Source organism: Dyadobacter sp. (genome assembly GCF_039919315.1).
GTDB lineage: Bacteria > Bacteroidota > Bacteroidia > Cytophagales > Spirosomataceae > Dyadobacter.
The window spans coordinates 51,099-72,448 of record NZ_JBDSFX010000070.1; the positions used below are offsets into that span (position 1 = coordinate 51,099).

Annotated in this window: 18 protein-coding genes and 1 riboswitch; of the genes, 5 read left to right on the forward strand and 13 right to left on the reverse strand. The window is 44.7% G+C overall.

The window, feature by feature from the left end; translation table 11 throughout:
• Positions 1-37: 37 nt before the first annotated feature.
• The 4 genes from ABIO93_RS19455 to ABIO93_RS19470 form a co-directional block, all read right to left on the reverse strand.
• A complete protein-coding gene (locus tag ABIO93_RS19455) occupies positions 38-625 on the reverse strand; it encodes an NAD(P)H-dependent oxidoreductase (protein WP_348070674.1) in 588 nt (195 codons plus the stop codon).
• Between the two features lie 27 nt (positions 626-652).
• The gene (locus tag ABIO93_RS19460; RefSeq protein WP_348070676.1) at positions 653-1,654 is read right to left on the reverse strand and encodes a quinone oxidoreductase; all 1,002 of its coding nucleotides are present in this window, start codon (positions 1,652-1,654) and stop codon (positions 653-655) included.
• A 51-nt stretch (positions 1,655-1,705) separates the two neighbouring features.
• On the reverse strand, positions 1,706-2,284 hold the full coding sequence (locus ABIO93_RS19465) for a TetR/AcrR family transcriptional regulator (protein ID WP_348070678.1): 579 nt from the start codon (positions 2,282-2,284) through the stop codon (positions 1,706-1,708).
• Between the two features lie 117 nt (positions 2,285-2,401).
• Complete coding sequence (locus ABIO93_RS19470; RefSeq protein ID WP_348070680.1) at positions 2,402-3,196, reverse strand: SDR family oxidoreductase; 795 nt, start codon at positions 3,194-3,196, stop codon at positions 2,402-2,404.
• A gap of 114 nt (positions 3,197-3,310) precedes the next feature.
• Between ABIO93_RS19470 and ABIO93_RS19475 the strand changes: the two genes are divergently transcribed.
• Positions 3,311-4,189 carry a PIG-L family deacetylase gene (locus ABIO93_RS19475; RefSeq protein ID WP_348070682.1) on the forward strand — a complete coding sequence of 293 codons (879 nt, stop codon included), beginning with the start codon at positions 3,311-3,313 and terminating at the stop codon, positions 4,187-4,189.
• 22 nt (positions 4,190-4,211) lie between these two features.
• Here the strand turns inward: ABIO93_RS19475 and ABIO93_RS19480 are convergent, their stop codons facing one another.
• The 5 genes from ABIO93_RS19480 to ABIO93_RS19500 all read right to left on the reverse strand — a co-directional run bounded on the left by ABIO93_RS19480 (position 4,212) and on the right by ABIO93_RS19500 (position 8,781).
• Positions 4,212-4,979: a class I SAM-dependent methyltransferase gene (locus ABIO93_RS19480; RefSeq protein ID WP_348070684.1), complete on the reverse strand. Its 768-nt coding sequence runs from the start codon at positions 4,977-4,979 to the stop codon at positions 4,212-4,214.
• Positions 4,976-5,896 carry a glycosyltransferase family 2 protein gene (locus ABIO93_RS19485; protein WP_348070686.1) on the reverse strand — a complete coding sequence of 307 codons (921 nt, stop codon included), beginning with the start codon at positions 5,894-5,896 and terminating at the stop codon, positions 4,976-4,978. The genes ABIO93_RS19480 and ABIO93_RS19485 overlap by 4 nt, the downstream gene beginning before the upstream one ends.
• Positions 5,893-6,990: a DegT/DnrJ/EryC1/StrS family aminotransferase gene (locus ABIO93_RS19490; protein ID WP_348070688.1), complete on the reverse strand. Its 1,098-nt coding sequence runs from the start codon at positions 6,988-6,990 to the stop codon at positions 5,893-5,895. Before ABIO93_RS19490 ends, ABIO93_RS19485 begins: the two co-directional genes overlap by 4 nt.
• Complete coding sequence (locus ABIO93_RS19495) at positions 6,987-7,373, reverse strand: FdtA/QdtA family cupin domain-containing protein (protein ID WP_348070690.1); 387 nt, start codon at positions 7,371-7,373, stop codon at positions 6,987-6,989. The genes ABIO93_RS19490 and ABIO93_RS19495 overlap by 4 nt, the downstream gene beginning before the upstream one ends.
• A gap of 208 nt (positions 7,374-7,581) precedes the next feature.
• Complete coding sequence (locus tag ABIO93_RS19500; protein ID WP_348070692.1) at positions 7,582-8,781, reverse strand: hypothetical protein; 1,200 nt, start codon at positions 8,779-8,781, stop codon at positions 7,582-7,584.
• Between the two features lie 147 nt (positions 8,782-8,928).
• On the opposite strand from ABIO93_RS19500, the gene ABIO93_RS19505 reads away from it, so the two are divergent.
• Positions 8,929-9,474, forward strand: coding sequence for a hypothetical protein (locus tag ABIO93_RS19505; RefSeq protein WP_348070694.1), 546 nt, complete (start codon positions 8,929-8,931; stop codon positions 9,472-9,474).
• Between the two features lie 91 nt (positions 9,475-9,565).
• Positions 9,566-10,684, forward strand: coding sequence for a hypothetical protein (locus ABIO93_RS19510; RefSeq protein ID WP_348070696.1), 1,119 nt, complete (start codon positions 9,566-9,568; stop codon positions 10,682-10,684).
• A 40-nt stretch (positions 10,685-10,724) separates the two neighbouring features.
• On the opposite strand, the gene ABIO93_RS19515 is transcribed toward ABIO93_RS19510, so the two are convergent.
• The 4 genes from ABIO93_RS19515 to rocD all read right to left on the reverse strand — a co-directional run bounded on the left by ABIO93_RS19515 (position 10,725) and on the right by rocD (position 18,231).
• Positions 10,725-13,823 carry an SMC family ATPase gene (locus tag ABIO93_RS19515; protein ID WP_348070698.1) on the reverse strand — a complete coding sequence of 1,033 codons (3,099 nt, stop codon included), beginning with the start codon at positions 13,821-13,823 and terminating at the stop codon, positions 10,725-10,727.
• Between the two features lie 112 nt (positions 13,824-13,935).
• Positions 13,936-15,450: a GH3 auxin-responsive promoter family protein gene (locus tag ABIO93_RS19520; RefSeq protein ID WP_348070700.1), complete on the reverse strand. Its 1,515-nt coding sequence runs from the start codon at positions 15,448-15,450 to the stop codon at positions 13,936-13,938.
• Between the two features lie 127 nt (positions 15,451-15,577).
• Complete coding sequence (locus ABIO93_RS19525; RefSeq protein ID WP_348070702.1) at positions 15,578-16,972, reverse strand: S41 family peptidase; 1,395 nt, start codon at positions 16,970-16,972, stop codon at positions 15,578-15,580.
• Positions 16,969-18,231, reverse strand: coding sequence for an ornithine--oxo-acid transaminase (gene rocD / locus ABIO93_RS19530; protein WP_348070704.1), 1,263 nt, complete (start codon positions 18,229-18,231; stop codon positions 16,969-16,971). The genes ABIO93_RS19525 and rocD overlap by 4 nt, the downstream gene beginning before the upstream one ends.
• Before the next feature lie 126 nt (positions 18,232-18,357).
• Here rocD and ABIO93_RS19535 point away from each other — a divergent pair, with 126 nt between their 5' ends.
• Entirely contained in the window at positions 18,358-18,648 is a 291-nt protein-coding gene (locus tag ABIO93_RS19535) for a hypothetical protein (RefSeq protein WP_348070706.1), read from the forward strand.
• 45 nt (positions 18,649-18,693) lie between these two features.
• Positions 18,694-18,787, forward strand: a riboswitch (TPP riboswitch).
• 70 nt (positions 18,788-18,857) lie between these two features.
• Positions 18,858-21,299, forward strand: coding sequence for a TonB-dependent receptor (locus ABIO93_RS19540; RefSeq protein ID WP_348070708.1), 2,442 nt, complete (start codon positions 18,858-18,860; stop codon positions 21,297-21,299).
• Positions 21,300-21,350 lie beyond the last annotated feature (51 nt).

Here is a 21,350-nt window from a genome sequence, read left to right on the forward strand (position 1 = left end):
GAAAAAATACAGTTTGTTGCATCAGAAAGGGGGTAAATTATTGATGGAGTTCGTTGAGATATTCGACGTGCTGGTAATCGTGCGGGGCTATTTCGTCTTTTACCAAAGCCTTTAAGATGGACGCATATTGCTGTCCGTAAAATTCAAGTTCTTCCTCACTAATGGTATAAGTCTCATGGATTACGAAAGGCGGCATGTACTGCATTTTACACAAATGCGCAGTCTGATTGAATGGGAGCAAAAACTGGTTCACCGGAAACCGGTTATAGCCTGTTTCTTTATAGGCTTCTTTTCCGCCGCCGCAGGAAAGTACATTAAAGATCTTTTTTCCTGCCAATGCATTCCCTTCCGGGCCATATGCCCAGTTATATTCCAATACCAGATCTTGCCATTGTTTGAGTATCGGCGGACTGCTATACCAGTAGAATGGATGCTGAAAAATAATAACATCATGCTGTAAAAGAAGCTGTTGCTCACGTTTTACATCAATGTAGAGGTCGGGGTAATGTTCGTACAGATCATTAAAAGTGACTCCTTTTACATTCCGGCCATGCGTTTCCAATGTTTTCTGGACATTGGATTTGCTTAATGTGGGGTGTGCAAACTGGATCAATATTTTGGACATAATGGAAAATTTGGCGCTCTGCAAATGCTAGGGTATCAAAATCACGGAACCTGTCGTTTTTCTTGCTTCCAAATCTGCCTGCGCTTCATTTGCCTTGGACAATGGGTAACGGGTGATCGCCAACTTTCCAAAAATCCCTTCCTGAATGGCGGCAAAAGTATCTTCGGCAAAAAGTTTCAGTGTTTCGTAATCCGGAATATAAGCACTTAATGCCGGAGTTACCAGATTTATCGACTTCCTTCTTAATGCAGCGTGGTCAATATTTTCGGGCTGGCCTGAGGATGAGCCATAAAGCACGATCTTCCCACCTTTACGTATGAGGTCGATGGAATGTGTGAATGTATCCCTGCCTACGCCGTCGTAAACCACATCTACACCTTTCCCGCCGGTAATGTCGTTAACCGAATTTACAAATCCGTCGCATTCGGCGAGAAATACATAATCAACACCATTGGCAAGCGCAATTGCCTTCTTTTCCTCTGAGCCCACCGTACCGATCACGGTAGCGCCCAACGCCTTCGCCCATTTGGTTACCAGCGAGCCAACGCCACCAGCCGCCGCATGCACGAGAATCGTATCTCCTTCGGAGACAGCATGAATCGATTTGACAAGCATGCGCGCCGTGAAGCCTTTTACGAGAATCGCCGCAGTCTCCTCAAATGTAACGTCGTCCGGAATGTGGATCAGCTGATTCGTCGATACGATCCGCTCCTCGGCATACGCACCCGGAATGAAATGATAGCCCACCCGGTCGCCGGTCTTAAACTCCGTAACCCAAGGCCCTACTGCTTCAATAACACCTGCCGCCTCCACGCCCGGTACATAGGGAAATGACTTGACAGGAAACCTGCCATCTCTGAAATAAGTGTCTACAAAATTGAGTCCAATGGCCTCTTGCCTTATCCTAACCTGCCCCAGACCGGGTTCACCGATCGTTTCTTTTTCATAACCGAGTACTGAGGGGCCTCCTTGCTTGTAGATTTTTACTATACCCGATTTTTTAATATTTGCTTTAATTAACCCTGACATATCTGTGATCATTGCCAATTACAGAATGACTATTCTATAACTGAATAAAACCTATTTTTTAATTGATTTAACCAGGAACTCTGCCTGCCGCTGCAACAATTCCGGGTCACCGTACACCAGGTAAGACTGCCAGAATCCCGTAAAATTGGAGACAATAAAATTCGCCAATACTGCCGGGTCACGTTTTGCACTTACCTCTCCTGCCTTTTGCGCCTTTTTCAGCAACTCTTTCAGGACGGTTACGATGTTGGTGGTATTTTCTTTTAATATGGCATGCACCTCTTCATCAACGGAAGCCAGCTCAAAGGCTGACTTAACCCCCATACACGTTCTCCCTTCCGCAATAGTCCGAAGCGCTGCCCTCTTGATAATTTTCTCAACAGCCTTGATCGGCGACTTTGCCTCTTCCACTGTTCTTTGATAATCCTCAAAAGTACTGTCAGCGTAACTCCTCAGACATTGCAGGAACAAAGTATGCTTATCGCCGTAAGTATCGTAAATACTTCCCCTGTTCAAGCCCATCGTTTCGACAAGGTCCTGCATGGAAGTAGCGTTATACCCTTTTTGCCAGAAAAGATCTTTTGCCTTCTCCAACTTTTCTTCCGGTTCAAATGCTTTATTACGTGCCATGATTATCAGACAATTATTTCAGAACGATTGTTCCAAAATCGGATTTAAATTTCAATTCTGCCAAACTTTGACCATTTCTGATTACTTAACTCATTCCGCTGGTACGCAATTCATTTACTATAAAATAAACTTCGCGACGCCTCCGTCTACTTTGAGCGCCGAACCATTGGTACCTGACGAAAGCGGGCTGGCAATGTAGGTGACCAGGTTGGCAATTTCCTCTACCGACGCAAAACGTTGCAGCAATGAAGTTGGCCTGGCGGTTTTGAAGAAATCCTTTTCCGCTGCTTCGGCGCTTACCTGATTCGATTCGCCGAGCTGACGTACAAATTCCTGCACACCCTCCGATTTCGTAGGTCCGGGCAAAACAGCATTAACTGTCACATTAGTGCCTTTGGTTAACTCCGATAATCCCCTGCTAACAGCCAATTGAGCAGTTTTGGTCGTTCCGTAATGGATCATCTCCTCCGGAATGTTCACCGCCGATTCACTCGAAATAAATATGACTCGACCCCAGTTCCTTTCAAGCATTCCCGGAAAGTAATGGCGCGACAAACGCACTCCGCTCAATACATTCACTTCAAAAAACCTGAACCAGTCTTCGTCTGTAATCTCCGTAAATGCCTTAGGCTCAAATATTCCTGCATTGTTGACCAAAATATCCACTTGTGGCAGCTTTTCCAGCAAACTGTTTACCTCTTCCACTTTTGAAAAATCGGCTGCAATTCCGGACACATGACCATCCGGAAATGTCTCACTCAATTTGGCTACTGTTTCCGCTACTTTGCTGTCCGATCTCCCGTTGACAACCGCATTGGCCCCTTCTTTCAATAAATTATAAGCGATCGCAAATCCAATTCCCTGTGTTGAACCGCTGATAAATGCTGTCTTTCCGTTAAGCTGTAAATCCATAAATATATAATTCAAATACAATTTGGTGATATTTACCTGATCGAAATTCATGCGGCTTGATTTGGCAGCAGGAATTGATAACTTTATAACACCTCACATTCAGAAATCGTCCGCATGAAAAGATTTTATCTGCTATTTTTTTCGCTGCTCACATTCGGCGCATTGGCCCAAAGCCCGCGCGTACTGATCGTTACCGCACATCCCGATGACGAAACAATGTTCCCGGTGACGATTTTTAAAATCACCCACGAATTGAAAGGATCCGCCGATCTCGCACTCATTACAGACGCCTCAGGAGGCTACAATGGACTAGTAGCTTCCAGCTATTATGGTATGAACCTGGTCGATTCTGTCGTTGGAAGAAAACATTTGCCTTTGATCCGAAAAAAGGAATTGATGGCTTCCGGGGAAGTTCTGGGAATTGGTAACTTCTTTTTCCTCGACCAGCTTGATGACTATTATAACAAGGATGAAAAACCTTATCTGCAAGGCAAAAACTGGGATATCAGCTACGTAGAGCGACGTCTTGACCAGATTCTGGCCAAAGGCAATTATGATTTTGTGTTCTGCCTCGTACCCGGGGAAGGACAGCATGCACACCACAAAACTGCATCTATCAGCGCTATACGTGCAGTTCAGCGTTTCAAAGGAGCAAAAAAACCGATCGTTTTGGGCGGACAATCACAAAGCAAAGGTTATACCTTCAAATTCACTCAGCTGGACGGTTACCCTGAAACCGCAATTCTTGCGAACGCTCCTATCTTTGAATTTGACCGTACCTATGGTTTTGGCGAAGACAAAAAACACAGTTATATGATCGTAGCCGATTGGGTAAAAGCCGCCCATAAGTCGCAAAGCGGCGATATGAACCAGGCCATGCATCGCGGTGATCTAGAAGCTTTCTGGTACTTTGCCATCAACGGCGAAAGCGGCATTGGTAAGGCAAAGGAGCTATTTGAGCAGGTTAATAGCTCCGGTTTCTCCAAAAAGTGAGATCATATTGCATTGCGGGAGTCTATGACTGTTTCATTGTCATAAACAACGAACTTCCAAAAGGGGCTTTTCGGAAGAGCCACGACTCTGCTTTGGTGATCCCTTTCAGTATTTTATTGATCGTATCGCCTGGGAATTTCACATCAGAATCTACCTCATGCACCTGCACTTTCTCATGCCGGATCTGGTATTTCTGCCATTGTCTCACTAACAATATCGGCAGGGAGAGCACGAAAGGCCAATAGGTGTTAAAACTCATTTCCAGTCCCGCCGCCCGGGAATAAACTTCAAATTGTTTCAATTCAAATCTTCTCGAACTACCGACAGCCAGGTCATGCGTGCCGGAAAAGGCTTCAAATGCGTGAATGTTAACTATCAGAATACCATTTGGATTGAGCCTTTGTCTGAAAGCATTCAGCGCTTTTATAATTTCCTCATCCGTCAGAAAATACAATGCGTCATTACAGCAAATTACGTCGAAAGTTTCTCCCGGGCGGAATGCAACAACATTTCTGAGATCGCCAAAACCAATCAACAGACCTCGTTCGGAAGAAAAATCGATGGCGTGCTGTGAATAATCAAACCCGAAAAGGTTGGTATAACCGCGTTCTCTCAAAAAGGACAAAAGCCCGCCAGTTCCACAGGCAGCGTCCAATATCCTCACTTCCCGGTTATCAGCATTGAAATGTTTCCTGATCTGCTTCAAAACCTTCCCATGCAGCACGAGGTACCACCAGAGTTTCTGCTCCGTTTCGTACATCCGCTGATATTCCAGCTTGTTTGTAATCATGACATCTTCCCGCTATTATATTTGATCACATACTGGGGCTGGCCGCTCTGGGCCATAAAACTCTTGCCAATATACTCACCAAGAACGCTCAGAAGCGTGCATTGAATTCCCCCTATAAAGATAAATGCTGCTGTCACAACCTGCCAGCCTTTGGGATCAGGACCGATAACCCATTGAAAGGTAAGGAACATTAATAATAAAAATCCCAGCCCAAATAAGCCGAGCCCTATCGGCATGAAAAGACGGATGGGCAAGGATGAATAGCAAAATAATATGTTGAGAAACAACGAAATAAGCTTTTGCCACGTATAATTTGAAATTCCCTCTTCCCTTTTGAGATGCTCCACCTGAACTGTCCCAATGTTGCGGGTAATCCGGAAAATCAAGCCATCAATGTATGGGTAAGGCCCCTGGTACTTGATGATCTCCTGCACTACTTCCTTGCGGATCAGCTTGAAGCTTGACAGGTACAGATCTTTTGGTTTGTTAAGCAGGTAGCTGGTGAGCCAGTTCACGAACCTGCTGCCCAGATTTCGCCCTACCGAATGCTGTTTTTTGGCATAGTAAGTGTAAACAACATCAAAATCACCGTTTTCAGCGGTATTTATCAATTTCAGGATTTCTTCTGGCGGATTCTGAAAGTCATCGTCGATCATAACAGAATAGTCGCCGTGGGCCCAGTTCAGCCCGCACATCACTGCATTAAACTCCCCATAATTCCTTCGCAATGAGATAAACCGTACATTCAGATACATTTGCGCTAATTGCCTGCACACCCGCTCCGAATCGTCCCGACTGCCATCATTGACCATCACAATTTCAAATTCTATCGCAGATAAAGTTGTCTGTAGTTTTTCAACCAAAGCCGTAATGGTCTTCTCACTATTGTAGACCGGGATAATGACAGATAACTTCATGTCTGATAATCGAATTGATTAATCGTTTGGATGATGTATGAAACTTCGTCATCGCTCAGCACAACATTCAATGGCAGACTGACTACTTCCCGGTGTATCTGCTCGGTAACCGGCAAGTGCAGATGACCGAACTCTTCGTACGCCTGCTGCTTATGAATGGGTAATGGGTAATGTATATTGGTTTGCACGCCATTGGATTCCAGATAATCAGCCAGTTCGCCACGTCGTGGGTGCCTGATCACGAACAGGTGCCAGGCGTCCTGGTTAATGCGGTCATGAGGAGGCAGGACTACATCTTTAACATTGATTTCTGCTAAATAGCGTCCGGCTATCTGTCTTCTCCGTCTGTTTTCAATGTCGAGAAACGGGAGCTTTACATTCAATATGGCTGCCTGCATCTCGTCCAACCTGCTATTAACACCCTGGTAGTCATTCTTGTAACGTACCAGTGAACCATAGTTTCTCAAATATCTGATTTTTTCAGCCAATTCCGCATTCCTGGTCGTTACTGCTCCTGCGTCACCTAAGGCTCCGAGATTTTTGGTAGGATAAAAGCTGAATGCAGTCGCATCGGCTATGCTACCTGTTTTTCTTCCGTTGTAAATGGCTCCGTGCGATTGTGCCGCATCAGTGACCACCCTCAGGTTGTATTTTGAAGCGAGCAACATGATCGCGTCCATTTCGCAGCTCCTACCATAAAGATCGACTGTAATGATCGCCTTCGTGCGATCTGTAATCTTTTCTTCTATCCGATCCGGGTCGATCAGCAGGGTAAAAGGATCCGGCTCAACAAAAACGGGTTTTAAATGAAGATAGCTTACGGGCAATACGGACGCAATGTAAGTATTGGCCGGAACGATCACTTCACTGCCCTCCGGAAATTCGAACGCCTTCAATATCAAGGTAATAGCATCGAGCCCATTGGCGACTCCTACGCAATATTCCGCTTCACAATAATTGGCAAATGCTTGCTCAAAAACCCTTAACTCATTCCCAAGAATGTACCAACCCGACCGGATTACGCGCGTGCAGGCTTCTTCAACGGCTTCGAGATAAGGAGCGTTTACCTGATTTAAATCCAAAAAAGGGATCATTGAGATACGGTCTGTTTCTGTAGGTAAGGTTCGTCAATGTAATCCGCCTGGTCGTAATATTCATTGGAAAGTACAAGAAGGATGGCGTCTTCTGAGAAAGAATCCATGATATGCCAGTCTTTTGGTTCGAGGATCAGGCAGGAAGTCGGACTGTCTAACAAAAAATACTCTTCTTTTTGCCCGTCGTTGGAGTATATACGGCAACTTCCATGGATACAAATCAGCGCGTTCCAGGTCTTATGGTGCCTGTGTCCGCCGCGTTGAGTTTCACCAGCTCCATAGATATAAAAAACACGCTTTATAGTGCCGGGAATAATCTTTTCGAAAACTGTAAGATTACCGGAGTCAGTGTTGAAAGTATTGAGTTCAACTAATAGTGGCATATAGAAATTTGCATGTTAGGAGCCAAGTTCGGACATTTTTTGCTGAAAATACAAAAATACAGTTTACATAAAAAAACCGATTATCTGCAGGTCGATATCAATTATTTTTCAGTCAATCATTTAGAAAGAAAAGATTATCAATTCCCCAGGTAACCGATAAAGGTAATATTCATTTTTTAATGAAAAATAGAAATTGTCAAATAGTCAGTTAATCGAAAAAATTCCAGCATAACACCCGATCCAGGTACATCAAGCCTTTTACCGGAAAAGGTTCAAGCCAGAGGATTTTGTTATAACCCATATAAAACACCTGTGGATGGCAAACGCACACTACCATTGAAAAGAAGAAAACAATCCTGACAGACCGTAGTGATGCTGTTTTGAACAAAATAAATGCCGCCAGCAGAATAAAAGGAAAGCCGTAGGAAAGCGCCCTGTCAATGTCATGCACATAAATTCCGGTTGCCAGCAACACCGCAAAACCAATAAATAGTGCGAAAAGAACAAGGTAGCGTTTAGTAAGCCACAGGCTTAGTAGTGCTGCACCCATGATTAGCCAGGTCCCTTCGAAAGCGCCCCATACACTACTGCCAAGCCCATTACGATGCGCATCGGCGAACAGGACCGGCGTCCCGATCGTGGAATAGCTATGGTGCGGAAAGTATTTTTGCTGGACATATTCCCGGATACCGAAATAGACGATCCACGCGACCCATATCACTGCACTTTCTCCTGTGAATGCGGCTTTAAACAACGCTGAAAGGCTAAAATCGTTCTTATCATAGGCTTTCGTCACCATCCACCACAGCAGCAGGTAGCCACCTGCTACAACTGCCCTTTCATCGGTAAAAAAAGCAAATTGTACGGACAAGAATATGACGACAGGATTGCGGCTCAACAATGCAGTCAGCAGAAAGAAGTAGGCAAATTCATCGCCATAGCCATGTACATCCGCAAACGCCCACACGCTTACAAATATGTTGGCGAGCGACATGACGAATAAGGCAGTCGCAATTTTGTCGCCAGATACCGAAAAAACGTAATCCCCGGCCTTTTTCAGAAATAGAATGCCCAATATGCCTTGCAAAACCACGATCAATACCACATTATGGTTCGTCAGAAACGACAATAGCGGAAGTGTCCACCGGAAAATCATATTTTCGCGACGCACATCGTATTCCATATTCTTGGGATGGAACAGATCCTGTGCCTGATTTTGCACAAAAACCCAAGCATCCAGCTTACTCCCGTAAACACTCAAATGGTCCGCCAGAAGCGAATAAGGGGGAAAAGCAAGGAACAGAGAAACAAAAACCGAAACGAATGTGAGTTTCCACATCCAGTTTTTGTCCGCTAATTTGGCTTCAATCCAGAAAAAAAATATCTTGTAGAAGTTTTCTAAAAGCATAAAAGGTCAGAGGGCGAATTCCAGGTCAAATATACGGTTTTAAGCAGGATTCAAAATGGCCCCCATGTAACCGATACTAGCATAGAGATGAATAAAAATGACGGTAACTTCGGTTAATTATATTATTTTTGGAAAATTTTAGACTTTTTGAAAAGACTTGTACCCATAGCGCTTCTCGGTTTACTGCTGTACCATACCTTTGGATTAGCTGTGGCGGTTTTGTGTTTTGACAAGCAATTTGAAAATGTCTCCACTGCCTATGACACTGCCATTCCCGAAGTTATGGCTGTTGCAGTGCCCTCCCTACCTTACACAGATTCCTGGGAGAATGAGAACGGTACACCCGGCCTCGTCAAAAAGAATGGTGAATTTTACAATGTGATTCATCAGAAAATAGAAAATGATACGCTTTATGTGACGTTGCAGCCTAATGTATCCGCAAGAGAGCGGTTTGTTGAGCTTGCCGAAAACATGAACCACCTCAGTGATCAGAAACAAAAAAGTGAATCTACGTCGGATAGGGCTGTAAAACTATTGAACGAGCTGCTCAAATGTTACCTTCCTTTTTCCCCGAAATCAATTCTGCATCCCGATATTTACATTACTAATCTTTCAATCGACTTTCCCTATTGTGCAGGCTCTGCCACCGCACCACTTCTTTCTACCATTGTTCCCCCGCCCGATCGCGCTTAGTTTTTTTCTGTTAATTTCCTCTTCAATGGCTGCCTATACATTTATAGATCAGCACATTGTATTTACTTATAACTGAAAATATTAAGTCCCGATGAAAAAAATATATACCCTGTTACTGGTTCTTTGCCTGCTTAGTACTCATTTAACAACCAATCTGTTCGCTCAGGGCTGCGTAGCTATCCGTGGCATGAGCACTTGCAGCCCAGGTGCGACATCTGCCGACTTTTTCAAACAACAGAATGGCAAATTTCAGATCAATGCGGGTTACCGTTTCTTCCGCTCATTCCGTCACTTCCGCGGTGACCATGAGGAAAGCGAACGCGTTGAAAATGGAACCGAGGTAATCAATGTGGCGCATGCACTGGATTTAGGACTAACTTATCAGCCCAGCACACGTTGGTCTATTTCTGTCAACCTTCCGATTCAGCACAATGACCGTTCATCGCTATACGAGCATTACGGCAATCCTATCACCGCAAATCCTGAACAAAAGCGTTTCCACACCGGATCAAAAGGAATAGGTGACCTTAGAATATCGACGAGTTATTGGCTGCGCGACCCTCTGAAAATGCCCAAGTTTAATATTTCCATCGGTGGCGGGGTCAAGCTTCCAACCGGTGATCGGCATGTTGAAGGCGAATTTCATAAACTGGACAAAGAAGGCAACGATTACACCATCGTAAAACCGGTGGATCAGTCGATTCAGCTAGGGGATGGCGGCGTGGGAGCATTCCTGGAAACACAGGGTTACCTTTCGTTCAGTCACAAAGTAGCGTTGTATTTCAATGGATTTTATCTTTCCAATCCACGGGAAACCAACAAAGTGAACCGTAATCCGCAAGCAACTACCATTGACCCAAACACAGGCTATTTCAGCGTTGCAGATCAGTTTGCGGGCAGATTAGGTGTCAGTTATGCGCTGGGCCACAGTGGTGTATCGGTGATGCTGGGCGGTCGTGTAGAAGGAGTACCTTCTGATGACCTCATCGGCGGCAGCAAAGGTTTCCGTCGCCCGGGCTATGTAGTTTCGGGAGAGCCTGGAATCTCTTACATCAAAAATAAATTTTCAGCTTCTGCAAGCGTTCCGTTCGCATTGTACCGCAACAGGACCAAAAGTTATGCTGACAAACTGGATATTACCGGAAAAACGCAGGGAGACGCGGCTTTTGCTGACTACCTGATTTCGTTGAGTGTAAGCCGCTGGTTTTAAAAAAAGCAAGACTTGGTAAGTCTGAAAGACTTGCCAAGTCTTATTTCCAACTAGCCACAATGCGGCTACCCTCTTCACTCTCCTTAATACTCAGATAAGTCTGAATTTCCTGCTGCAAATCCTCCACGTGGCTGATGATACCCACGATCCGGTTCTCTTTCCGAAGCGATTTCAATGTTTCAAAAACCGTTTGCAGCGCATTTTTATCCAACGACCCAAAACCCTCATCGAGGAAGAAGAAGTTGTGTTTCGACTCATTGCGGACGTGAATGTGATCGGCAAGTGCTAATGCCAACGATAATGCAGCCTGAAATTTCTGTCCCCCCGACAATGTTTTGAGCAACCGCATGTGGCCACCATTCAGCAAATCTCTCACCCAGAAACTATTACCTTCTCCCAGTTCCAAATGCAGCTGCTGGTGAGTCATCTGATGAAAACGGTGATTGGCAGCCTGGATCAGGTTCTGCAAATAAATGCTCGACGCATAATCCACAAAGCCGCTGGAACGGAACAGTTTGGCCAATTCGCCCAAATGCTCTCTTCTCAATTCCAGACGACCTTTATCTTTGAGTAACAATGCTTTTTTAGCCAAATCCTCTGCCATTTTTTTCAAAAGACCGTCTAACCTGCCCTCTTCTTTGCGCTGGTTATGAAGAGTCCCGGCCAATAATTCCTTGGCCTTGGTCACTTCCTGGTGCTTTGCAATGTCATATAGTTGCTCAGGATTCTCATTGAGCACATTTTGCAAATCGCGTCCCGTTGTTTCCAGTGCAAATTTATATTCATCAATGGCCTTTCGCTCCATGTCAATCTGAATAGGTTTTGCAAGAATGCCATTCACCTGGGTTTCCGACTCAAATGTGTATTTGTTCAGTTGCTCTTCAATTTTCGCCTGTACTCCCAGAAGATCTTTCTTGCCGTTTTCCAATGCTACTAATAAGGTAGTCTGACTTCCCGACAATGTGTGTTTTTCTTTTTCAAGAATGTCGATTTGCTTTTCTGCTTGTTCAAACTGATCGGTGATCTGACGGTACCGCAATTTCAATTCATCGATTTTTTTCGCGATTGCAGGTTTTTCCTGCCCTTCAAAATCTGCTGGATTTACCTTCATCAATTGCTCTGCCAATGTGAGTACGGTGTTTTCCAATCTCAGCATCTCGTCTCTCAGGTTTTGCAATGGCTTCTCGATCTTTTCTGTTCTTTCGAGAATGTCAGCCTCAATTCTGCTGGTCAGCAATTTTATCGCCGCCTCCATTTCCTTAATCTCCGCCTGGTTTTTATTGACTTCTGCGAAATGTTTGTCAAAACCTTCCCGATCACTTTTATCAAATTTGGGCCATATAAATCCAGCCTGATGCAGTTCCAGCCGTGATTTCGCTTCTGCAAACCGCTCCCTGATCGCCACCTTCTGCTTTTCCAGGTTTTCGATTTGATTAAAAATCTTTTCAATGGGCGATTGAAGTTGCCTCATTTTTTTCTCCTGATCTTCCAATGCAATAATTTGCTTCTCAAGAGTTAGAATTTCAGCAGAAAGCCCATGATCTGAATGTAGAATCGCCGGGTGATGTTCCGAGCCACAAAGCGGGCAGGGTTCACCATTTTCCAAATCGCCCGCGTACTGATGCAAAGCCAGTTTGGTGTTGATTTGAAGTAATTGTTTGTTTAATGTTCTCTGTTGAGCCTCTCTGTTACCAAGAAATTCAGCGACAACATTTTGAAAAGATTCCTGAGTCGGAGTTTCAGTCAAGTCGAGCGAAGTTAATGCGACTATTTCTGCCAGTTTCTCTTTCAATCCTTCATGTTGTCTGACAATCTCTGCCTGCAAACTTTCCGCCTCATTTTTGACCAACAGGCGGCTTTCAGTCAATGCATCCAAAGTGTTGAACCAGGATTTTACGAGACTAATCTCCTGAATGTCTGAAATTTGATTCTTACGCAGCTCATTTTCCGTTTCCCTATCGAGTCTTTGTTTTTTAAGCAGGACAATGTTTTTCTCCTTCTCTTTCAACTGCTCCTCTCCACGCAATAATGCTTCTTTTCTTTTGACTAGTGCAGCCGTATTTTCCAATATCCGGATTACTTTTTCCAACTCGTCCGCAGTATCCAAAAGCTCCTCCCGCTTCTCATATTGCGATTTCAATTGGAGCAAAACCTCCTTTTGTTTTTCAAGAATTATGGTCATTTCGGCCGTCCGCACCCGATTGGCTTCGTACATTTTTTGATCCCTGCCAATGTTGCCGGACAGATTTGATTTTTGATCCAAAAGCGACTTAAAATGCAATGAACAGATCTCAAAAGTCCGCAGTATCTCCTCGCGCAACTGCATAGCGGGCCGCTGCGCTTCCAAAGACTGTAATTGAGTTTTCAGCAGCTGAATTTTCTCCGCAGTCAATTTCAACTTCTGAAACTGGCTTTCCAACTCAGTCTGAACGATTAACTCATCATTGATTTTTTTAATTTCAAGCCTGACCGCATCCCTTGTTTTTTCCTCCGCTTCCACCATTTCCAATGTCACTTCGCCGAGGCCCATCAACTGTCCGTCTACATTAGATAATGCGAGGTCGTTCTGCTTGCTCAGTGACCCAACGTTTCGGCTCAAATCATACTTTTCCAGTTGGAAAAGCTCCTTCATCATCCGCGTTCTCTCCGCATCTTTCAGTTCGATAAATTCCTGAAACCGTCCCTGCGGAATGATAATGGTACGACGAAAATTGTCATAGCTCAACCCTATGATACTTTCTGTTGATTGGTTTTCAGAAAGCGGTACCCAGGCATCATCCTGCCAGATATAAGCTTTTCGCTCAAAAGTTTTTACATCCTTAAAGTTCTTACTGTTCCTTTTGCCTCGTACCGTAAACCGGTAGCGATCACCATTCTTCCCTGCAATGCACTCAAAATCAATCAATAAATCATCCGACCGGAGATTCATCATGTTGTAGGTACGGTCATCACCCGACTTATTAAGCCGCTCGGTATCACCATACAATGCAAAAGTGATCGCTTCCAGAATAGACGACTTGCCGCTACCCACCGAACCGAAAATCCCAAACAGGGATGCCTCCGTCAAAGGATCAAAGTCGATCTCCTGCTCAGTTTGATAAGAATAAAGGCCTTTAATTTTAAGGTACTTAGGGATCATTTTGGCTTTCGGCTTTCGGCAGTCGACCGTCAGCTTTGGAAGAGTTGATAAAAATGAATGATTGGTGAAATTATGAAAAAGCAGAAAGCTGAGAGCCGACAGCCGAAGTTACCTAGATACTTGCCAACAAATCATCCAGATACTCCCTGGTGTTGCTAAGCCTTGGTACCTTATTCTGTCCGCCTAGCTTGTGCAGTTTCCCCATCCAGGAGTAAAACGTTCCGGCGGGGACAAAATGAATTAATGGAGGCAGCAGCGCCATGTCTTTGTATCGCTTGGCATCATAATCAGAATTCACTTCACGAAGTGACTCGTCCAGAATCTTTTCAAATTCTTTGCGATTTTCAGGCTCTTTTGTGAACTCAATGATCCATTCATGTCTGCCCCGCGATCCGTCGCCCATGTACACGGGCCCGGCGGTGTAGTTCGCCACCAGCGCATCGGTTTGCTGCGCTGCTATTTTAATCGCATGATCCGCATTTTCCACAATCACCTCTTCACCAAATGCATTGATAAAATGCTTGGTGCGCCCGCTTACTTTGAGACGAAAAGGATATTTGGAAGTAAATTTGACAGTATCACCAATCAGGTAACGCCATAAGCCTGCATTAGTTGAAATAACAAGCGCGTAGTTTTTACCTATCTCAACTTCATCCAGCAAAAGCGCTTTCGGGTGTGGCTTCCCAACCTCTTCGACCGGGATAAATTCATAAAAAATGCCGTAATCCAGCATCAAAAGCATTTCTCCAATCCTGTTCACATCATCCTGAATCGCAAAAAACCCCTCAGAGGCGCTATAAGTTTCCAGGTAAAGAACCTGGTCGGAAGGGAAATATTTGGTCATGAACAAATCACGGTAGGGCTCAAATGATACCGCTCCGTGGACAAAAACCTCAAAATCAGGCCATACTTCAAGCATATTCTTTTTGCCCGTCAACGCGAGGATCTGATCTAGCAGTACAATGGTCCAGGTAGGCACACCAAGAATGCTCGTAACATTCTCCTGAGAGCATATCGACGCCATTTTTTCAAGCTTGCTTTCCCAATGGTCCATTAATGCGACATCCAATGGTGGCGTACGCATAAATTCCGCCCAGGAAGGCAAATTCTGCATAATTACTGCCGACACGTCCCCTACTTGTGTATAATCATCAAAAGGATTGGCATGCAATGTACCGCCGATAGACAGCCCTTTCCCATCAAACACCATGGTATCAGGACGGTTATTGATCAGGAGCGTCATCATGTCTTTCCCGCCTTCGTAATGACATTCTTCCAACGCTTCGGGAGATACAGGCAAAAATTTGCTACGTGCATTGGTAGTCCCTGATGATTTGGAAAACCATTCTATTTGGGAAGGCCACAACACATTAGGCTCGCCTTTGAGAACCCGCTCAATGTAGGGATATAATTCTTCGTATGAAGAAACAGGCACCTGCTCCTGAAACTCTTTGATGGTCTTCATTTGACCGTAATTGTATTTACTACCCCATTCAGTGTAACGCGCCGTTTCAATTAATTCCGAAAACACGCGTTGCTGGGTTTCAATGGGGTTTTTCATAAACTGCTCGATCCTTTCAAAGCGCCGCTTTAAAAACCAGACAGTCATGTCATTCACCAGCTTCATATGCTATCAATTAGTTAGGATCCTCAAATTGCAAAGTTGTAAAAATAGCAATAAAAAATGGTGAGAGAACAGTTTTTACCGCTTCTCACCATCCTCAAATTATAAAGACTTTTATGACTTGCTGCTACTATTGATCATAGAACATATTGCTACCTCCTGCCTTTCTCTGGATGGTGGACGTGATCTCCAATGCCTCTTCATCCTGCAAAGTTCTGGCACCCTTCACCTGGCGTGTGATCCGCGTTCCGGTTATCCGAAAAAGCGCCTCACCGAGCAGCGGATCTTTGGGATTGCCATAAGGATACAAAATATTACCTTCACTCACCTGTGCATCGGGAACAAAGCCGGTATGGTAATTGGACTCATGCTTACTGTTCAGGGATTTGGATACAATCGGCTGCAGTCCCCATTTAATTCCCTTATCCTTCCCGCTCAATGTAACAGAACCGACATTTTTACCCACCGTTTTGCTACCTACCAGCGTCACATCCATATATGGCTTTAATCCATTGATCATCAATTCGCTGGCCGATGCCGAGCGAGATGAAACTAAGAAGACCAAATGTTTGAGATCCGCACCGATATTCTGGCTTTTGGTAACGAATTTGTCATAGAAGTAAGAATCGCCATACTTCTTCCGGCTCGTTTCCGTGACCTGCGCATTATATTCTTTGTAATAAAAAACATCATTGGCAGTAGCTTTCGCGATCAGGCTCGCAAAATTCGTAGCCGAGCTGACATAGCCTCCCGGGTTGTAACGCAAATCAATGATGAGCGAATTGACACTACCTGATTTGAATTTGGCAAAAATCGCGTCCAGTTTTTTATCATACTCCTTGTCATTCCCTTTGTAAGGCTCTGGAATGAACTGGTGGTAAACTACATAGCCGATTTTGTCAGCACCATAGCTAAACAGTGTATCAAAGAAAACTGGATCTTCCTGCAAGACAATTGGCGTCACATCGCGCTTTGTCGCACCTTCTTCCAGTACACCGTCCTTATCTATTTTTGCCAATGTGTAAGTCAGCTTTTCCTGTGTATTGAGCAACTGGCTATAATTAGAGCCAGTTAGTTTTTGTCCATTCACACTACTGAAAATGTCGCCTCTCGTAAAACCAGCCTTGGCAGCCGGCGAATCAGGAATCGTGTACAGAACGATACCGATCACATTATTAGTCCCAGAAGGGTAATATACGAGTTTGAATTCCATCCCGGAAGTCTTCGATTCGCCTCCTAGTGATGCTTCCAGCTCATCGGCACTTTCCTGAATCCATGAAAAACGGTCGCCGTCGGGGCGCAGTGTCGCGTCGTATTTGTAAAGTAATGATTCGAAAAAGGCGGCTGGGTCTTTTGTTAAATCCGGCTTGGCAGGGATGTGATCAGTCCAGTAGTACCAGTATTTCATGTTGTCGTAGATCCACTGATTGGTTTCTGTTTCCGTCGCCGGATCTACGTTTTTATCCTTGCATGAAACCAATGCTGCTCCAAGAAAAAGGACTGATAGAAATAGTTTTATTTTCATATAGTGCTATTCATTTCAAGAAAGACTTCATCAATAATATCGCAGGCCTGGTTCATTTGTTCCTCCTTGATCACCAGTGGGGGCGCAAAACGGATCTTGTTTCCATGAGTCGGTTTGCAAAGCAGCCCTTTTTCCATCATTTTGTAACAAAGGTCCATAGCCATGCTGCTATCCTCCTCGTCCTTGATCACAATTGCATTCAAAAGACCCTTACCTCTAACGACTTCAATCAGAGAAGATTGTTTCTGCAAAGCAAGAATTCTATCCCTGAAAAGTCGTCCCATTTTTTCCGCATTTTCGGCCAGATTTTCATCTTCCATCACCTGCAATGCGGCGATTGTCACGGCGCAGGCCAGCGGATTTCCGCCATAGGTGGAGCCATGTTCGCCAGGAGCGATCGTGAGCATAATTTCGTCGTCGGCCAGTGCAGCCGATACCGGCATTACCCCGCCTGATAATGCTTTCCCCAAAACCAAAATGTCCGGCTTCACGCCTTCCCAGTCGCAGGCGAGGCGCTTACCTGTGCGACCAATGCCTGTCTGCACTTCGTCCGCGATAAAGAGCACATTGTATTGGGTACACAGATCTCTTACTCCTTTCAAATAACCTTCCGCCGGAACTACCACACCCGCTTCGCCCTGGATAGGCTCCACCATAAAGCCCGCAATATCGGGATCAGCTTTGAATGCGTCCTCCAATGCAACGAGATCATCGTAGGGAATGATCTGAAAGCCTGGTAAAAAAGGCCCGTAATCATTGGTACTCGACGGGTCCGTAGAAGCTGAAATGGCAGCCAATGTTCGTCCCCAGAAGTTGCCCGACGCGTATACGGTTTTTGCTTTGTCGGGTGCAATGCCTTTTACTTTATAGGCCCATTTCCGGGTCAATTTTAAAGCAGTTTCGCCACCTTCCACGCCCGAATTCATCATCAGGACTTTGTCATACCCAAAATATTCGCAGAGGAATTTTTCACATTCTCCCAGCTTGTCATTATAAAAAGCCCTCGAAGTAAGCGTCAGTTTCTGGGCCTGCTCTATCATGGCATTCACAATGTGCGGATGGCAATGTCCCTGGCTTACAGCACTATATGCCGACAAAAAGTCGAGATACTGCTTTCCTTCTACATCCCAAACATACACCCCCAGTCCTCTTTCCAGGACGACCGGCATTGGTTTGTAGTTATGCGCCCCGTATCGGTATTCCAATTCCATCGCCTGTTGCGAAGCACTGATATCCATGGTGTCTGTATAGTTTGCCATTGCTGTATTGAGTATGCTAGTGAGTTCGTTTGAGTTATGTAAAAATAAGGAAATGTGAATTCATTATATTTGTAAATAAGAAAATTCAATTACACGAAACTGGCTTTCCAGCTGCAAATCACTCGAATGAGACTTCAGTACATATCAAATAGCAAAGGGGTGACAACCGGAGTATACATTCCAATCTCAGAATGGAATGCGCTGAAGAGTAAATATCTCGAAATAGAACAAGAAGAAACCAGCAGTATCCCTGATTGGCACAAAGACATTGTCTTGGCCAGGCTGGAAAATTATCAAGATGATCTTTCTGAACTTCTAGATTTTGAAACTACAATGGATGATCTTGATAGAGACCTTAATTTTGGAATATTACATACTAGCCTTAATCCTGACATTTGGAAAAAAAGGGTACAATAAATGCTGCTTTTCTTGAATGCTGCGCGTCTGAACATTACTTTTACAGAATATCTCAAGGGGTGCCCTACCGAACGGGCTGAGATCATACCCATATACCTGATCCGGGTAATGCCGGCGGAGGAAGAGAAAGCTTAATCATACAGCTGATCCTTAATTTTTTTATTGAAACATTGATAGGTGGCCCCTGCCTGTTGTAACCATTGATCGCAATGCGAAACGTTACTACCTATCTTTTCATGCTGATTCTCAGCATATATACTCCGGTTTTTGCACAAAAAACCATCACAGGACGCGTTACCGACGCGGAAGATGGTAAAGCCCTGCCGGGAGCAACGATCAAAGCAAGTGAAATCCGAGGTGCCAACACGGATAAGGACGGGAATTTTACTCTGAAAAATATCCCCGATAACATTACTTCCCTGGACATTTCATACATCGGGTACCAATCTGTCAAAACCGAAATTGCGTCGGGTGCATTCGACATCAAACTAAGCAAAAGCACTTACCAGGCCGACGAAGTCATTATCAATGCGACCCGAGTCAACGACAAAACCGGAATGGCTTATACCAATGTGAGCGCAGCCGCAATCGACAAGCAAAATCTGGGACAAGACCTGCCTGTACTGCTCAATTTTACACCTTCCCTCGTGAGTACGAGCGACGCGGGTGGCGGTGTGGGCTACACGGGTATACGGATCAGGGGCTCGGATGCGACCCGGATTAATGTTACGGTCAATGGAATCCCTTACAACGATGCCGAAAGTCAGGGTGTGTTTTGGGTTAATATGCCTGACTTCGCCTCCTCGGTAAGCAGCATTCAGGTGCAGCGCGGCGTGGGAACTTCAACGAATGGTGCGGGGGCTTTTGGAGCAACTGTCAATATTAATACCAATGCGTTCCGTCAGGAGCCTTATGCAGAGCTAAATAATTCGTACGGGTCTTTCAATACGTTCAAAAATACATTGAAAGTTGGCTCGGGATTGATCAAGGATAAATTCACATTTGATGCCCGATTGTCGCGTGTTTCTTCGGACGGCTTTGTGGATCGCGCTTCCTCGGAGTTGCATTCCTACTATCTATCTGGTGGTTATTTTGGTAAAAAAAGCTTTGTTCGTGTCAATGTATTTTCGGGAAAAGAAAGGACATACCAATCCTGGAACGGTGTTCCGGAAGCTAAGCTGCGTGGTGATCGGGAAGGTGTGTTAAGTTACATTGACAGAAATGGCCTCAGCGAAAAGGATGCTAAAAATCTGCTGGACTCCGACGACCGGACTTACAATTCATACACTTACAAAAACGAAGTCGACAACTACCGCCAGGACCATTACCAGATCGTTTCTTCCCATAACCTGAGCGATAAATGGACATTTAATCTCAATGCTTTTCTGGTGCGTGGCCTCGGCTATTATGAACAGTACCGCACCCAGGACAAATACAGCAATTACAATTTACCCAATGTCATTGCCGGAAAGGATACCCTCACCAAAACTGACCTGATCCGTCGTCGCTGGTTGGATAACTATTTTTACGGCTCAACATTTTCATTGGATTACAATAGTTTCAAGAAACTCACTGCCAGCATTGGCGGTGGCTGGAACAAATACGACGGCGACCATTACGGACAAATTATCTGGGCCCGCAATGCCGGAAATATTGAGAACGAACATCAGTACTACCAAAGTAAAGGCATTAAAAAAGACTTTAACATTTACGGAAAACTGTATTACCAGCTCACTGACAAGCTCAATGTATTTGCCGATTTACAGTACAGAAATGTTCGTCACAACATTGCTGGAACGGATAATGACCTGGTTCAATTGAACTATGACGAGACATATTCCTTCATTAATCCCAAAGCAGGACTTACCTACCAGCTAGCTTCTCAAAGCTCAGTATACGCTTCTTACAGCATTGGAAACCGAGAGCCAAACCGCGACGATTTCACTTCTTCGACAGCTGGATTGTTCCCAAAAAGTGAGAGAATGCAGAATGTAGAGGCAGGATTTCGCACCCAGCAAGGCAAGTGGGCCTTTTCAGGAAATTATTATTTGATGAGTTATAAAAATCAGTTGGTACTGACGGGGCAGATCAATGATGTGGGTAATTCAGTCCGCGTGAATGTTCCTAAAAGTTATCGGACAGGGGTCGAGCTGGAAGGTGCTGTTGCTTTTAACAAATTCCTGAAATGGAATGCGAATGTGACATTCAGCCAGAACAAGATCGACAATTTCACTGAATACGTCGTGAATTACGACGATGGCGGTTATAACACCATTAACCACGGAAAATCCGACATTTCCTTTTCTCCGAATGTGATCGTGGGAAGCCAGTTTTCTTACAATCTGAGAACAAACCTGGAAGTAGCGCTGCTGACCAAATACGTCGGAAAGCAATATTTGGATAACACCTCCACGGAATCGAGAAAGCTGGATGCCTACCTGACCAATGATGTACGTCTCTCATGGACGATTAAACCGGCCTGGACCAAGGAAATTACATTCAATCTGCTGGTCAACAACATCCTCGATGAAAAATACGAATCGAATGGATACACCTACGGCTATTTCGCTGGAGGCGCGCTGACACAGGAAAATTTCTACTTCCCGCAGGCAGGAAGAAACTTTTTGGTCGGGGTTAATTTTAGGTTTTGAGAGGTATTTTGATGTGTATGTGTCACCTCATACTATTTGATGCCTACCGTT